This window comes from Leclercia sp. LSNIH1 (genome assembly GCF_002902985.1).
In the GTDB taxonomy this organism is placed as follows: domain Bacteria; phylum Pseudomonadota; class Gammaproteobacteria; order Enterobacterales; family Enterobacteriaceae; genus Enterobacter.
The window spans coordinates 2,528,555-2,543,925 of the sequence record NZ_CP026167.1; the positions used below are offsets into that span (position 1 = coordinate 2,528,555).

At 56.5% G+C, this 15,371-nt stretch carries 10 protein-coding genes and 1 pseudogene; 10 read left to right on the plus strand and 1 reads right to left on the minus strand.

Going from position 1 to position 15,371, the window contains the following annotated elements; genetic code table 11:
* Positions 1 to 306: 306 nt before the first annotated feature.
* From lrp to C2U54_RS12500, 10 genes and pseudogenes are all read left to right on the plus strand, one after another.
* Complete coding sequence (gene lrp, locus C2U54_RS12455) at positions 307 to 801, plus strand: leucine-responsive transcriptional regulator Lrp (RefSeq protein WP_000228469.1); 495 nt, start codon at positions 307 to 309, stop codon at positions 799 to 801.
* A gap of 133 nt (positions 802 to 934) precedes the next feature.
* Positions 935 to 4,837 carry a DNA translocase FtsK gene (gene ftsK / locus C2U54_RS12460; protein ID WP_103178906.1) on the plus strand — a complete coding sequence of 1,301 codons (3,903 nt, stop codon included), beginning with the start codon at positions 935 to 937 and terminating at the stop codon, positions 4,835 to 4,837.
* A gap of 127 nt (positions 4,838 to 4,964) precedes the next feature.
* Entirely contained in the window at positions 4,965 to 5,579 is a 615-nt protein-coding gene (gene lolA / locus C2U54_RS12465) for an outer membrane lipoprotein chaperone LolA (protein WP_103178907.1), read from the plus strand.
* 9 nt (positions 5,580 to 5,588) lie between these two features.
* On the plus strand, positions 5,589 to 6,932 hold the full coding sequence (gene rarA / locus C2U54_RS12470; protein WP_103178908.1) for a replication-associated recombination protein RarA: 1,344 nt from the start codon (positions 5,589 to 5,591) through the stop codon (positions 6,930 to 6,932).
* Positions 6,933 to 7,024: 92 nt separating this feature from the next.
* Positions 7,025 to 8,317 (plus strand): serine--tRNA ligase, encoded by a 1,293-nt coding sequence (serS, locus tag C2U54_RS12475; protein ID WP_103178909.1) that lies wholly within the window; start codon positions 7,025 to 7,027, stop codon positions 8,315 to 8,317.
* Between the two features lie 207 nt (positions 8,318 to 8,524).
* A complete protein-coding gene (gene dmsA, locus C2U54_RS12480; RefSeq protein ID WP_103178910.1) occupies positions 8,525 to 10,969 on the plus strand; it encodes a dimethylsulfoxide reductase subunit A in 2,445 nt (814 codons plus the stop codon).
* 10 nt (positions 10,970 to 10,979) lie between these two features.
* Positions 10,980 to 11,598: pseudogene (locus tag C2U54_RS12485) on the plus strand (DMSO/selenate family reductase complex B subunit).
* Position 11,599: 1 nt separating this feature from the next.
* Entirely contained in the window at positions 11,600 to 12,463 is an 864-nt protein-coding gene (locus tag C2U54_RS12490; RefSeq protein WP_103178911.1) for a dimethyl sulfoxide reductase anchor subunit family protein, read from the plus strand.
* Between the two features lie 274 nt (positions 12,464 to 12,737).
* Entirely contained in the window at positions 12,738 to 13,886 is a 1,149-nt protein-coding gene (locus C2U54_RS12495; RefSeq protein WP_103178912.1) for an MFS transporter, read from the plus strand.
* Positions 13,887 to 14,009: 123 nt separating this feature from the next.
* A complete protein-coding gene (locus tag C2U54_RS12500; protein WP_103178913.1) occupies positions 14,010 to 14,528 on the plus strand; it encodes an anti-virulence regulator CigR family protein in 519 nt (172 codons plus the stop codon).
* Positions 14,529 to 14,562: 34 nt separating this feature from the next.
* Here the strand turns inward: C2U54_RS12500 and pflA are convergent, their stop codons facing one another.
* On the minus strand, positions 14,563 to 15,303 hold the full coding sequence (pflA, locus tag C2U54_RS12505; RefSeq protein ID WP_103178914.1) for a pyruvate formate lyase 1-activating protein: 741 nt from the start codon (positions 15,301 to 15,303) through the stop codon (positions 14,563 to 14,565).
* Between the last annotated feature and the right edge of the window lie 68 nt (positions 15,304 to 15,371).

Consider the following 15,371-nt stretch of genomic DNA (forward strand, 5'->3'; position numbering starts at 1 on the left):
TTTGACAATCCCCTGCGCTTTTGCGAAAACATTCAAGGAAGAAAAAAAATGGTCTTTGTGTAACGCATAGTCATGCACAAAATCACCATTTTTACCGGGTCAGCGAAATCTACGCATGGTGTGGACAGATGCCATACGTGATGTTGATGGCCGCCTCTGGGCAACGGTCTTCATACCACATAACCCCAATCGGATCGCGCAAACTATAAAACAGGCGATGCGATTAACCGCGGGGAAAGACTCTGAACAGTGAAGTGCACAGGGTCCTGGCAGGAGTTAGGGAAGGAATACAGAGAGACAATAATAATGGTAGATAGCAAGAAGCGCCCTGGCAAAGATCTCGACCGCATCGATCGTAACATTCTTAATGAACTGCAAAAGGATGGGCGTATTTCCAACGTCGAGCTTTCAAAACGTGTGGGACTTTCCCCGACGCCATGCCTTGAGCGTGTGCGCCGACTGGAAAGACAGGGTTTTATTCAGGGCTATACAGCGCTGCTGAACCCGCATTATCTGGATGCCTCACTTCTGGTATTTGTTGAGATTACTCTGAATCGTGGTGCGCCGGATGTGTTTGAGCAATTTAATGCCGCCGTACAAAAACTTGAAGAAATTCAAGAGTGTCATCTGGTTTCCGGGGATTTCGACTACCTGTTGAAAACCCGCGTGCCTGATATGTCCGCCTACCGTAAGCTGCTGGGCGAAACCCTGCTGCGACTGCCTGGTGTGAACGACACCCGTACCTATGTGGTAATGGAAGAAGTCAAACAGAGCAATCGTCTGGTTATTAAGACGCGCTAATACGGAACAGGTGCAATATCAGCGTACTTTGATTACACTCCTGGTAATCCATACAGCAACAGTGTCGGGCTCCCCGGCACTGTTGTCCGTTTAGCACTCAGGCAGGAATTGCCTGATACCTGGAGAGCCTTTCTTGAGCCAGGAATATACTGAAGACAAAGAAGTCAATTTAACCAAGCTTAGCAGTGGGCGCCGACTCCTTGAGGCGTTACTGATCCTTGTTGCCCTTTTTGCCGTCTGGTTGATGGCAGCCTTACTCAGTTTCAACCCCTCCGATCCCAGCTGGTCACAAACCGCATGGCATGAGCCTATCCATAATTTAGGCGGCGTACCGGGGGCATGGCTGGCGGACACGCTGTTCTTTATCTTTGGCATAATGGCGTACACCCTTCCCGTCATTATTATTGGCGGCTGCTGGTTTGCCTGGCGCCATCGCCAGAACGATGACTACATCGACTATTTTGCTGTCTCGCTGCGCCTGATTGGTGCGCTGGCTTTAATCCTCACCTCCTGCGGCCTGGCGGCGATTAATGCCGACGACATCTGGTATTTTGCCTCCGGCGGCGTGATTGGCAGCCTGCTGAGCACCGCGCTACAGCCGATGCTGCACAGCAGCGGTGGTACTCTGGCGCTGCTCTGCGTCTGGGGGGCGGGGCTGACGCTGTTTACCGGCTGGTCCTGGGTCACCATCGCCGAGAAAATCGGCAGCGTGATCCTCAATATCCTGACCTTTGCCAGCAACCGTACCCGTCGCGACGATACCTGGGTTAACGACGAAGAGTACGAAGATGATTACGAAGACGCGGAGCCGAGCGCTGAGCGTCGTGAATCTCGCCGCGCCCGCATTATGCGCGGGGCGCTGGCGCGCCGTAAGCGTGTGGCAGAGAAATTCGCCAATCCATTAGGCCGCAAAACCGATGCGGCATTGTTCTCCGGCAAACGGATGGATGACGAAGAAGAGGTGGCTTATAGTGCCCGTGGTGTTGCCGCCGATCCGGATGATGTGTTGTTCTCCGGTAATCGTGCGCTGCCGTCCGATTATGATGAGTTCGATCCGCTGCTCAACGGTCACTCAGTAGCTGAGCCCCTTGCTGCCGCTGCCGCCGCAACCACGGCAACCCAGGCCTTTGCTGCGCCGGTTGAACCGGTCACTCCGACGCCTTCTGTGCCAGAGATGCCGCTGCAGCAACATGCGGTTGAATGGCAAGCGGAACCTGCATCGCCGATCCCTGCGCCGGAGCCGGAACCGTATGTCGCCGCGGCACCGCAGGAGTGGCAACCGCCTTATCAGCCTGAACCTGTCTATGCGCAGCCGCAGTATGAGCCGCCGCAGCAGCCTGCCTATCAGCCTGAACCTGTTTATCAGCCTGAAACTGTTTATCAGCCAGAGCCGGTCTATCAGCCGGAGCCTGTTATCACCCCGCCGGTTGTCGAAGAGCCGCCGGTTGAAGAGGTGAAACCGTCCCGTCCGCCGCTTTACTATTTCGAAGAGGTGGAAGAAAAACGTGCCCGGGAACGCGAGCAGCTTGCGGCCTGGTATCAGCCGGTGCCCGAGGCGGCACAAGAGCCAGCCCCGATTAAGGCCGCTGAAACCCCGACGATTCCGGTTCCCGCTGTGGAACCCGCCTCCGCCGTTGCACCTGTTGCCGCAAGCGTGCAGCAGGCAACAAGCGCAGGCGCCGCGGCGGCCAGCGCTGCCGCGCCGTTATTCAGCCTGGCAACCGGCGGCGCACCGCGTCCGCAGGTAAAAGAGGGGATTGGTCCGCAGTTACCGCGCCCTAATCGCGTACGTGTTCCGACCCGCCGTGAACTGGCCTCGTATGGCATCAAGCTGCCTTCCCAACGAATGGCCGAAGAGAAAGCGCGTGAAGCCGGACGTCAGCCGTATGATGAACACTACGACGACGAGGCCGATGAAATGCAGCAGCAGGAGGAGCTGGCCCGCCAGTTCGCTCAGCAGCAACAGCAGCGGTATGGTGGTGATGAGCATCAGGTCCAGCCACAGTCCTTTGAAACGCAGGATGACGAAGATAGTGCCGCCGAAGCGGAGCTGGCTCGCCAGTTCGCCGCCACGCAGCAGCAGCGTTATTCCGGTGAGCAACCGACAGGGGCTAATCCGTTCTCGCTGGCGGACTTTGAATTCTCGCCAATGAAAGATCTGGTGGATGATACGCCGAGTGAGCCGCTGTTCACGCCGGGCGTGATGCCGGAAGCCGAGCCGCCGCGTCAGGCGGTTACGCCGCCACAGCCGCAGCAGCCCGTTCAGCCACAACATGTTGCACAACCGCAGCAGCCAGTTCAGCCGCAGCAGTATGCACAACCGCAGCAGCCTGTTCAGCCGCAGCAGTATGCACAACCGCAGCAGCCTGTTCAGCCGCAGCAGTATGCACAGCCTCAACAGTCCGTGCAGCCGCAGCAGCCTGTACAGCCTCAGCAGTATGCGCAGCCGCAACAGCCGGTGCAGCCACAGCAGCCAGCCGCTCAGCCTCAGCAGAGCCTGATCCATCCGCTGTTGATGCGCAATGGCGACAGCCGCCCACTGCAAAAGCCAACCACGCCGCTGCCGTCGCTGGATCTGTTAACGCCGCCGCCAACGGAAGTCGAGCCGGTCGATACCTTTGCCCTGGAGCAGATGGCTCGTCTGGTTGAGGCGCGTCTGGCCGACTTCCGTATTAAAGCGGATGTGGTGAACTATTCTCCTGGGCCGGTGATCACCCGCTTCGAGCTGAACCTGGCGCCGGGTGTTAAAGCCGCGCGTATTTCCAATCTCTCCCGTGACCTGGCGCGTTCGCTGTCGACCGTGGCTGTGCGCGTGGTTGAGGTGATCCCAGGCAAACCCTATGTCGGTCTGGAGCTGCCGAACAAAAAACGCCAGACCGTTTACCTGCGTGAAGTGCTTGATAACGCCAAGTTCCGCGATAACCCGTCGCCACTGAGCGTGGTGCTGGGTAAAGACATCGCGGGTGAGCCGGTGGTGGCCGATCTGGCTAAAATGCCGCACCTGCTGGTGGCGGGTACCACCGGTTCCGGTAAATCTGTCGGCGTTAACGCCATGATCCTCAGCATGCTCTATAAAGCGCAGCCGGAAGATGTGCGTTTCATCATGATCGACCCGAAAATGCTGGAGCTGTCGGTCTACGAAGGCATCCCGCATCTGCTGACCGAAGTCGTGACCGACATGAAAGATGCTGCCAATGCCCTGCGCTGGAGCGTCAACGAGATGGAGCGTCGTTACAAGCTGATGTCTGCGCTGGGCGTGCGTAACCTCGCCGGGTATAACGAGATCATCGCCGAAGCGGCGAAAATGGGCCGTCCAATTCCGGATCCGTACTGGAAACCGGGCGACAGTATGGACGCCGAACATCCGGTGCTGGAAAAACTGCCGTATATCGTGGTGCTGGTGGATGAATTTGCTGACCTGATGATGACCGTCGGCAAGAAAGTGGAAGAGCTCATCGCCCGCCTGGCGCAAAAAGCCCGTGCGGCAGGGATCCATCTGGTGCTGGCGACCCAGCGTCCGTCGGTGGATGTGATCACCGGCCTGATTAAAGCTAACATCCCGACCCGTATCGCCTTTACCGTGTCGAGTAAAATCGACTCCCGTACCATCCTTGACCAGGGGGGCGCGGAATCGCTGCTCGGTATGGGGGATATGCTCTATTCCGGGCCGAACTCGACTTCGCCGGTGCGTGTTCACGGGGCGTTTGTTCGTGACCAGGAAGTGCATGCCGTGGTGCAGGACTGGAAAGCGCGCGGTCGCCCGCAATATGTCGAAGGCATTACCTCTGACAGCGAAAGCGAAGGCGGCGGCGGTGGCGGCTTTGACGGCGGCGAAGAGCTGGATCCGCTATTCGATCAGGCTGTTAACTTCGTTACCGAGAAACGTAAAGCCTCTATCTCCGGCGTACAACGCCAGTTCCGCATCGGCTATAACCGGGCGGCGCGCATTATTGAGCAGATGGAAGCGCAGGGCATCGTCAGCGAGCAGGGACATAACGGCAACCGTGAAGTGCTGGCCCCGCCACCGTTTGAATAACGGCCTCGATTGCAAAGATGGGTAAAGCTGCAAAAATTAAGCATTTTCTTCTGTCGCCTGCCTGCGGGCAGGTCCAGAATAGTGACAGAAACCCCCATTTCGGGAAGACGCTTTGTAAGGATAAACAATGAAAAAAATCGCAATCACCTGTGCATTACTCACTGGCTTTGTGGCAAGTAGCGTCTGGGCTGATGCCGCCAGCGACCTGAAAAGCCGCCTGGATAAAGTGAGCAGCTTCCATGCCAGCTTCACGCAGAAAGTGACTGACGGCAGCGGCAACGCGGTGCAGGAAGGCCAGGGTGACTTGTGGGTTAAACGTCCGAATCTCTTTAACTGGCATATGACCCAGCCGGACGAAAGTATCCTTGTCTCCGACGGTAAAACCCTGTGGTTCTTTAACCCGTTTGTTGAGCAGGCCACCGCCACCTGGCTGAATGATGCCACCAGCAACACGCCGTTTATGCTGATCGCCCGTAACCAGTCCAGCGACTGGCAGCAGTACAACATCAAACAGAGCGGCGATGAGTTTGTGCTGACCCCGAAAGGCAGCACGGGCAACCTGAAACAGTTCACCATCAACGTGAGCAGCAACGGCACCATCAATCAATTCAGCGCCGTGGAGCAGGACGATCAGCGCAGCAGCTATCAGCTGAAATCCCAGCAGAACGGTGCCGTCGATGCATCGAAATTCACCTTTACCCCGCCGAAGGGCGTAACGGTGGACGATCAACGTAATAAGTAAGAGGCGTGAGTGAGCAACCTGTCGCTCGATTTTTCAGATAATGCGTTTCAACCTCTGGCCGCCCGTATGCGGCCAGAAAATTTAGCGCAGTATATCGGTCAGCAGCATCTGCTGGCCGCGGGCAAGCCCTTGCCACGCGCGATTGAGGCCGGGCATCTGCACTCGATGATCCTCTGGGGGCCACCGGGCACCGGTAAAACGACCCTGGCGGAAGTGATCGCCCGCTATGCTGATGCAGATGTCGAGCGCATCTCCGCCGTCACCTCCGGCGTGAAAGAGATCCGCGAAGCCATCGAACGGGCGCGGCAGAACCGCAATGCCGGACGCCGCACGATCCTGTTTGTTGACGAAGTCCACCGCTTCAATAAAAGCCAGCAGGATGCCTTCCTGCCGCATATTGAAGACGGCACCATCACCTTTATCGGCGCCACCACGGAAAACCCCTCGTTTGAACTGAACTCGGCGCTGCTGTCCCGCGCCCGTGTCTATCTGCTGAAATCGTTAACCACCGATGATATCGAGCAGGTGCTGACGCAGGCGATGACCGACAAGGCCCGGGGCTACGGCGGCCAGGATATCGTGCTGCCTGACGAGACGCGTCGCGCCATTGCCGAGCTGGTTAACGGTGATGCGCGCCGGGCGCTGAATACCCTGGAGATGATGGCCGATATGGCCGAAACCGACGACAGCGGCAAGCGGGTATTGCTCCCGGCGCTGCTGACCGAAATCGCCGGTGAACGTAGCGCGCGTTTTGATAATAAAGGCGATCGTTTTTACGATCTGATCTCGGCGCTACACAAATCAGTGCGCGGCAGTGCGCCCGATGCCGCGCTTTACTGGTATGCGCGCATTATCACTGCCGGAGGCGATCCGCTGTATGTCGCCCGCCGCTGTCTGGCGATTGCCTCCGAAGATGTCGGTAACGCCGATCCGCGCGCCATGCAGGTGGCACTTTCCGCCTGGGACTGCTTTACCCGTGTCGGACCTGCCGAAGGCGAACGCGCCATTGCCCAGGCCATTGTCTATCTGGCCTGCGCACCCAAAAGTAATGCTGTCTATACCGCCTTCAAAGCGGCGATGTCCGATGCCCGCGAACGTCCTGATTACGATGTTCCAGTCCATCTGCGCAACGCGCCGACCAAACTGATGAAAGAGATGGGTTACGGTGAGGCGTATCGCTATGCCCACGACGAGCCCAACGCCTACGCCGCCGGGGAGGAGTATTTCCCGCAGGAAATGGCACAAACACGCTACTATCACCCGACAAACAGAGGCCTTGAGGGTAAGATTGGCGAAAAGCTCGCCTGGCTTGCCGGACAGGATCAAAATAGCCCTATAAAACGCTACCGTTAGGGCTATCGTTGCGGTAATGTTGGCAATTGTATCCTTGTGACCGCAGGCTGTGGTCACATTTCCTATTTTAATTCGATAAGCACAGGATAAGCATGCTCGATCCCAATCTGCTGCGTAATGAGCCAGACGCAGTCGCTGAAAAACTGGCACGCCGGGGCTATAAACTGGATGTAGATAAGCTGCGCGCTCTTGAAGAGCGTCGTAAAGTTCTGCAGGTACAAACAGAAAACTTGCAGGCAGAGCGTAACTCTCGATCGAAATCCATCGGCCAGGCGAAAGCGCGCGGGGAAGACATTGAGCCATTACGCCTGGAAGTGAACAAGCTGGGTGAAGAACTGGATCAGGCGAAAGCCGAGCTGGACGTTCTTCAGGCCGAAATTCGTGAAATCGCGCTGGCGATCCCGAATACCCCTGACGACAGTGTTCCTGTCGGTAAAGACGAAAACGACAACGTCGAAGTGAAACGCTGGGGCACGCCTCGCGAGTTCGACTTCGAGGTTCGCGATCACGTTACGCTGGGCGAAATGCACGCGGGGCTCGATTTTGCCGCTGCCGTTAAGCTGACCGGTTCCCGCTTTGTGGTGATGAAAGGTCAGATAGCCCATCTGCACCGCGCGCTGGCCCAGTTCATGCTGGATCTGCACACCGAGCAGCACGGCTACAGCGAAACCTACGTACCGTATCTGGTGAACCACGATACGCTGTATGGTACCGGCCAGCTGCCGAAATTTGCCGGCGATCTGTTCCACACCCGTCCACTGGATGAAGAAGCCGACAGCAGCAACTACGCGCTGATCCCAACGGCAGAAGTGCCGCTGACCAACCTTGTGCGCGATGAGATCATCGACGAAGACGATCTGCCGATCAAACTGACGGCGCACTCTCCATGCTTCCGTTCTGAAGCGGGCTCTTATGGCCGTGATACCCGCGGTCTGATCCGTATGCACCAGTTCGACAAAGTCGAAATGGTGCAGATCGTGCGTCCGGAAGAGTCCATGGCGGCGCTGGAAGAGATGACCGGTCACGCGGAAAAAGTGCTGGAGCTGCTGGGTCTGCCGTACCGCCGCGTGGCGCTGTGTACCGGTGACATGGGCTTTGGCGCCTGCAAAACCTTCGACCTCGAAGTGTGGGTACCGGCGCAGGGAACCTACCGTGAAATCTCCTCCTGCTCTAACGTAGGCGATTTCCAGGCGCGCCGCATGCAGGCTCGCTGCCGCAGCAAATCCGACAAGAAAACCCGTCTGGTGCACACCCTGAACGGCTCCGGTCTGGCAGTGGGACGTACGCTGGTCGCGGTGCTGGAAAACTACCAGCAGGCGGACGGCCGTATCGAAATTCCTGAAGTGCTGCGTCCGTATATGAAAGGCCAGCAGTACATCGGTTAAATTGTTTTTAAGTAAAAAGCGCCTGCGGGCGCTTTTTTTATGCCCCGGTTTTGATGTCAGGCAATATCCCCTCCCTCTAAAGTAGTAATACTTTCCAAACAGTTGGTTAGCGTAAACGTCTGCTAACGCACGGTATCTTTATATAAAAAACTATATAGCGGTTGTTACCGCACCTTTGAACTTTGTGAGCAATCAAAGTGAGAGTCTATGAAAATGAAAACGCCTGAAGCTCTGCTGGCTGCTGAGGTGAGTCGACGTGGATTGATGAAAACCACGGCGATTGGCGGCCTGGCTGTTGCCAGTAGCGCATTCACATTGCCTTTTTCACGTCTGGCATCGGCTGCACAAGCCACTGAGACCGTTAAACCTGATGAGAAAGTGGTCTGGAGCGCCTGCACGGTAAACTGCGGCAGCCGCTGTCCACTGCGCATGCATGTCGTTGACGGTGAAATTAAATATGTTGAGACCGACAATACCGGGGACGATAACTACGAAGGATTACATCAGGTTCGCGCCTGCCTGCGCGGCCGCTCAATGCGCCGTCGTGTCTATAACCCGGATCGCCTGAAGCAGCCGATGAAGCGCGTGGGTAAACGCGGCGAAGGCAAGTTCGAACCCATCAGCTGGGAAGAGGCCTTTAACACCATCGCCGGTACGATGCAGCGTCTGATTAAAGATTACGGTAACGAATCTATCTATCTGAACTACGGCACCGGCACCCTCGGCGGCACCATGACCCGCTCCTGGCCGCCGGGAAAAACCCTGATCGCCCGTCTGATGAACTGCTGCGGGGGATACCTTAACCATTACGGTGACTACTCAACCGCACAAATTGCCGCTGGCCTGAACTACACCTATGGCGGGTGGGCAGATGGCAACAGCCCGTCGGATATCGAAAACAGCAAGCTGGTGGTCCTGTTCGGCAATAACCCTGGCGAAACGCGCATGAGCGGCGGCGGGGTAACGTACTACGTCGAACAGGCGCGGGAAAAATCGCAAGCCCGGATGATCGTCATTGACCCGCGCTATACCGACACCGGGGCAGGGCGCGAAGATGAGTGGATCCCCATCCGTCCTGGCACCGATGCAGCGCTGATCTCTGCCCTGGCGTGGGTGATGATCACTGAAAACCTCGTCGACCAGCCTTTCCTCGACAAATATTGCGTCGGCTACGACGAAAAAACGCTGCCGGAAGGGGCACCGGCGAACGGCCACTATAAAGCCTATATTCTCGGCCAGGGCAATGACGGCATCGCCAAAACCCCGGCCTGGGCCGCGGCCATCACCGGCATTCCCGAGGCGCGCATCATTAAACTGGCACGTGAAATTGCCGGGGCGAAGCCTGCCTTTATCTCTCAGGGCTGGGGGCCGCAGCGTCATGCGAATGGCGAACTGGTCTCCCGCGCTATCGCCATGCTGGCCATTTTGACCGGCAATGTGGGGATTAACGGTGGCAACAGCGGCGCGCGTGAAGGCTCATATTCACTGCCCTTTGTACGCATGCCGACCCTGGAAAACCCGGTTAAGACCAGCATCTCAATGTTTATGTGGACCGATGCCATCGAGCGCGGCCCGGAAATGACCGCCACCCGTGATGGGGTACGCGGCAAAGATAAACTCGACGTGCCAATTAAAATGGTCTGGAACTACGCCGGGAACTGCCTGATCAACCAGCATTCGCAGATCAACCGTACCCATGAGATCCTGCAGGATGATAAAAAATGCGAGCTGATTGTGGTGGTGGACTGCCATATGACTTCCTCGGCGAAGTATGCCGACATTTTGCTGCCAGACTGCACCGCCTCTGAACAGATGGATTTCGCCCTTGATGCCTCCTGCGGCAATATGTCGTATGTGATTTTTGCGGACCAGGCGATCAAACCGCGCTTCGGCTGCAAAACCATCTATGAGATGACCACAGAGCTGGCGAAACGTATGGGCGTTGAGCAACAGTTCACCGAGGGACGCACCCAGGAAGGGTGGATGCGCCACCTGTACGAGCAGTCCCGTGAGGCCATCCCGGAGTTGCCGTCATTTGATGAATTCCGCCAGCAAGGCATGTTCAAAAAGCGTGACCCGGAAGGGCACCACGTGGCGTATAAAGCCTTCCGTGCCGATCCTGTTGCCAATCCGCTGACCACCCCGTCAGGCAAAATTGAGATCTATTCCGCTGAACTGGCGCAGATTGCCGCGACGTGGGAGCTTGAGAAAGACGATGTGATCGATCCACTCCCGGTTTACAGCCCGGGCTTCGAAAACTACGACGATCCGCAGGTCAAATCCTTCCCGCTGCAGTTGACCGGCTTCCACTACAAGGCGCGTACGCACTCTACCTACGGTAACGTTGATGTCCTTAAGGCGGCCTGCCGTCAGGAGATGTGGATCAATCCGCTGGATGCTAAGGCCCGCGGGATCGCCAACGGCGACCGGGTACGGATCTTTAACAGTCGTGGCGAAGTGCACATTGAAGCCAAAGTGACGCCGCGTATTCTGCCGGGCGTCGTCGCGCTAGGTGAAGGCGCCTGGTACAACCCGGACGCCAACCGCGTCGATCAGGCTGGCTGCATTAACGTGCTCACCACGCAACGCCCGTCGCCGCTGGCGAAAGGCAATCCGTCTCACAGTAACCTTGTTCAGGTTGAAAAGGCGTAAGGAGTAGCCGATGACCACTCAGTATGGATTTTTTTATTGATTCCAGCCGCTGCACCGGGTGTAAAACCTGCGAGCTGGCCTGTAAAGACTATAAGGATCTGACGCCGGATGTCAGCTTCCGCCGCATCTACGAGTACGCAGGCGGTGACTGGCAGGAGGACAACGGCGTCTGGCATCAGAACGTCTTTGCCTACTATCTCTCTATTGCCTGCAACCACTGCGAAGATCCCGCCTGTACCAAGGTGTGCCCGAGCGGCGCGATGCACAAGCGCGACGACGGTTTTGTCGTGGTGAATGAAGATGTCTGCATCGGCTGTCGTTACTGCCATATGGCCTGCCCATACGGCGCACCGCAGTACAACGCCGCCAAAGGCCATATGACCAAGTGCGACGGCTGCCATGACCGCGTGGCGGAAGGCAAAAAGCCAATTTGCGTGGAGTCCTGCCCGCTACGGGCGCTGGATTTCGGTCCGATTGCCGAGCTGCGCCAGAAGTACGGCAAGCTGGCTGCGGTCGCGCCGCTGCCGTCTGCGCACTTTACGAAGCCGAGTATCGTCATTAAACCCAATGCCAACAGCCGACCAACGGGTGATACCACCGGCTATCTGGCCAATCCAAAGGAGGTGTGAGATGGGAAGCGGATGGCATGAATGGCCGTTAATGATTTTTACCGTCTTAGGACAGTGCGTGGCGGGCGGTTTTATTGTGCTCGCGCTGGCGCTGTTAAAAGGTGATCTGAAGGCTGAACAACAGCAGCGTCTGGTGCTGAGTATGTTTGGCCTGTGGGTGCTGATGGGCATCGGCTTTATCGCCTCCACGCTGCACCTGGGCTCGCCGATGCGCGCGTTCAACTCCCTCAACCGTGTGGGGGCCTCATCCCTCAGCAATGAGATTGCCAGCGGGGCGATCTTCTTTGCTGTTGGTGGTCTGGGCTGGCTGCTGGCCGCGATGAAGAAGCTGCCTGCCGGGCTGCGCAGCCTGTGGCTGATTGTTACTATGGTGCTGGGCGTGGTGTTCGTCTGGATGATGGTTCGGGTCTATAACACGATCGACACCGTGCCGACCTGGTACAGCGTCTGGACCCCAATGAGCTTCTTCCTGACGATGTTTATCGGCGGGCCTCTGCTGGGTTTCCTGCTGCTGCGCGTGGCGGGTGTGGATGGCTGGGCCATGCGTTTGCTGCCCGTCGTCTCCCTGCTGGCGCTGGTGGTGAGCGCCATCGTTGCCCTGATGCAGGGGGCGGAACTCGCAACCATCAGCAGCTCCATTCAGCAGGCGTCAGCCCTCGTGCCGGATTACGGCTCGCTGATGGCCTGGCGCGTGGTGCTGTTAGCGGTCGCGCTGGCCTGCTGGATTGTACCGCAGCTTAAAGGCTATCAACCTGCGTTACCGATATTGTCGCTGGCATTTGTGCTGGTGCTGGCGGGCGAATTACTGGGGCGCGGCGTCTTTTACGGTCTGCATATGACTGTTGGGATGGCTGTCGCCAGTTAACGCTGATTTTTGTTATATAAAGCCGGGACATAGTGCCCGGTTTTTTTATTTTCGATCATGAAATTTTTCTTCTGTCGTTTGGCTTTAAGTTTGTCGGTACATAAATAAAAACAAACACATAACTATTATTGATAGCCACCATTCCATTAGCAGGATGAGTTTTTTCAATCGACAGGGACCTTATCGTGCTTGCGGCTCAAGAGGGTGGATTGACTTTGTTTTTGCCAGTGGCATGATGCGCACGAAATCTGAACTTCCTCACGGTTTTTAATCCATGTCGACCTATACCCGGCCAGTGCTCCTGTTGCTCTGTGGCCTGCTTTTGCTGACCCTCGCGATCGCGGTGTTAAACACGCTCGTCCCGCTGTGGCTCGCCCATGAAAATCTACCGACCTGGCAGGTTGGCATGGTCAGCTCGTCCTTTTTTACCGGCAACCTGCTGGGAACATTAATGACGGGAAGCCTGATCAAACGCTTTGGCTTTAACCGCAGCTACTATCTGGCGTCGCTTATTTTTGCTGCCGGCTGTGCCGGGCTGGGGCTGATGGTGGGCTTCTGGAGCTGGATGGTCTGGCGCTTTATTGCCGGCGTAGGCTGCGCCATGATCTGGGTGGTCGTGGAAAGCGCCCTGATGTGCAGCGGTACCTCCCGCAACCGCGGTCGCCTGCTGGCGGCCTATATGATGGTCTATTATGTCGGGACCGTGCTGGGCCAGTTGATGGTCAGCAAGCTTCCGACCGACCTGATGAGCGTCCTGCCGTGGGTGACGGGCATGGTGCTGGCCGCGATTCTGCCGCTGCTCTTTACGCGCATTGTGAACCAGAGCAGCGAGCATCAGGAAGCGACCCACGTCTGGCCGATGCTGAGACTGCGCCAGGCGCGTCTGGGCGTTAATGGCTGCATCATCTCCGGGATTGTGCTGGGTTCGCTGTATGGTCTGATGCCGCTCTATCTCAACCATCAGGGGGTCAGTGATTCCGGGATCGGTTTCTGGATGGCGGTGATGGTCAGCGCCGGGATTGTCGGGCAATGGCCGGTGGGGCGTCTTGCCGACCGCTTCGGGCGTCTGCTGGTGCTGCGCGTACAGGTCTTCGTGGTGATCATGGGGTGCTTTGCCATGCTCAGTAATGCCGCCATGGCGCCTGCACTGTTTATTCTGGGCGCGGCTGGCTTTACCCTCTATCCGGTGGCGATGGCCTGGGCCTGTGAAAAAGTGGAGCATCATCAGCTGGTGGCGATGAACCAGGCGCTGCTGCTGAGTTACACCATCGGCAGTTTGCTGGGCCCGACCTTTACTGCCATGCTGATGCAGAACTATTCTGACAATCTGCTGTTTATAATGATCGCCAGCGTGTCGTTTATTTATCTCTTAATGTTGCTGCGCAAGGCGGGCGAACACCCGACGCCAGTGGCGCATGCCTGAACAAATAAAAGCCTGTCGATGACAGGCTTTTTTGTCTTTGTCACATCTAAGAGTTTTACGCATTGTTTGTTTATCATGCCAGGCGATAATTCAGAGGCGTTCTTCCACTAAAAGGCAGCGATTATGTCTACTCGTCGTTTTACCACTACCGCGCTGGCAGTAGTGTTGTCTTTATCATTTGCAACTGCACCTGTTATGGCTAATCCAGGCAATGGGAATGGAAATGGCCACGGCAATGGCGGCGGGCAAGGTAATAGCGGTAATCATGGTAACGGAAATTCCGGGAAGGGGAATTCCGATAATCATGGTAATAAACAAAATAACGGTAACCACACTTCCGGCAAATCCAATAAAAGCGTAAGAGAGGATGTGGATGCACGTGTCAGTTACGATCATGCCCGTCATCTGGCACTGAACTATGGCTTAACAGGTTATGACTCACTGCCGCCGGGGATTGCGAAAAACCTCGCCCGCGGTAAACCTCTGCCGCCGGGAATTGCGAAAAAGAGTGTACCGGCTTCAATGTTAGGTCAATTGCCTTCTTACCCTGGTTATGAATGGCGGGTAGTCGGCAAGGATCTGGTGTTAATTGCGCTGAGTACGGCAATTGTGACGACCATTATTAATGGTGTCTTTGACTAATAAATAGAACGCCCGGTAAAAACCGGGCGTTTTGCTAATACATGACCTTGTGACCGTACTGCTCCAGAATGCCTTTTACGCGTTCCATGGTCTCTTTCTTCGGCGGCTTCACGCCATCAAGTTTGTATTCTTCGCCCATCGCCACCCATTTATGCTTGCCCAGCTCGTGATACGGCAGCAATTCAATTTTCTCGACATTGCCCATATCACGCGTGAACCCACCCAGACGGTGGGCAGAGTCATCATCATCTGACCAGCCTGGAACGACGACATAACGGATCCAGGTTTTAATGCCTTTGGCGGAGATGTATTTTGCGAACTCCAGAGTGCGATGGTTCGAGACCCCCACCAGGTTCTGGTGAATTTCATCGTTCATCTGCTTGAGATCGAGCATCACCAGATCGGTCACTTCCAGCAGTTCGTCGATCACCGGATCGTAGCGACGGACAAAGCCATTGGTATCCAGACAGGTATGAATACCCTCTTTACGGCAGGCGCGGAACCAGTCGCGCACAAACTCGGCCTGCAGGATCGCTTCCCCGCCAGATGCGGTTACGCCGCCGCCAGAGGCGTTCATAAAGTGGCGATAGGTCACCACTTCTTTCATTAATTCTTCAACGGTGACCTCTTTGCCGCCGTGGGTATCCCATGTATCGCGGTTATGGCAATACATGCAGCGCATCAGGCAGCCCTGGAAGAAGGTAATAAAACGGATGCCCGGGCCATCGACGGTACCACAGGACTCAAAGGAGTGGATGCGACCAATAGTTGACATTGCGGTGATATCTCCAGGTTCGGCCCTTCCGGGGCCTGTGTATGTGCACAACTCGTTGGCTGTGTCGA

What these genes read in the sequence shown, in the direction of transcription:
- lrp (WP_000228469.1), top strand. Translation starts at nt 307, where the DNA reads ATGGTAGATAGCAAGAAGCGCCCTGGCAAAGATCTCGACCGCATCGAT.
- lolA (WP_103178907.1), top strand. Translation starts at nt 4,965, where the DNA reads ATGAAAAAAATCGCAATCACCTGTGCATTACTCACTGGCTTTGTGGCA.
- serS (WP_103178909.1), top strand. Translation starts at nt 7,025, where the DNA reads ATGCTCGATCCCAATCTGCTGCGTAATGAGCCAGACGCAGTCGCTGAA.
- dmsA (WP_103178910.1), top strand. Translation starts at nt 8,525, where the DNA reads ATGAAAATGAAAACGCCTGAAGCTCTGCTGGCTGCTGAGGTGAGTCGA.
- C2U54_RS12490 (WP_103178911.1), top strand. Translation starts at nt 11,600, where the DNA reads ATGGGAAGCGGATGGCATGAATGGCCGTTAATGATTTTTACCGTCTTA.
- C2U54_RS12495 (WP_103178912.1), top strand. Translation starts at nt 12,738, where the DNA reads ATGTCGACCTATACCCGGCCAGTGCTCCTGTTGCTCTGTGGCCTGCTT.
- C2U54_RS12500 (WP_103178913.1), top strand. Translation starts at nt 14,010, where the DNA reads ATGTCTACTCGTCGTTTTACCACTACCGCGCTGGCAGTAGTGTTGTCT.
- pflA (WP_103178914.1), bottom strand. Translation starts at nt 15,303, where the DNA reads ATGTCAACTATTGGTCGCATCCACTCCTTTGAGTCCTGTGGTACCGTC.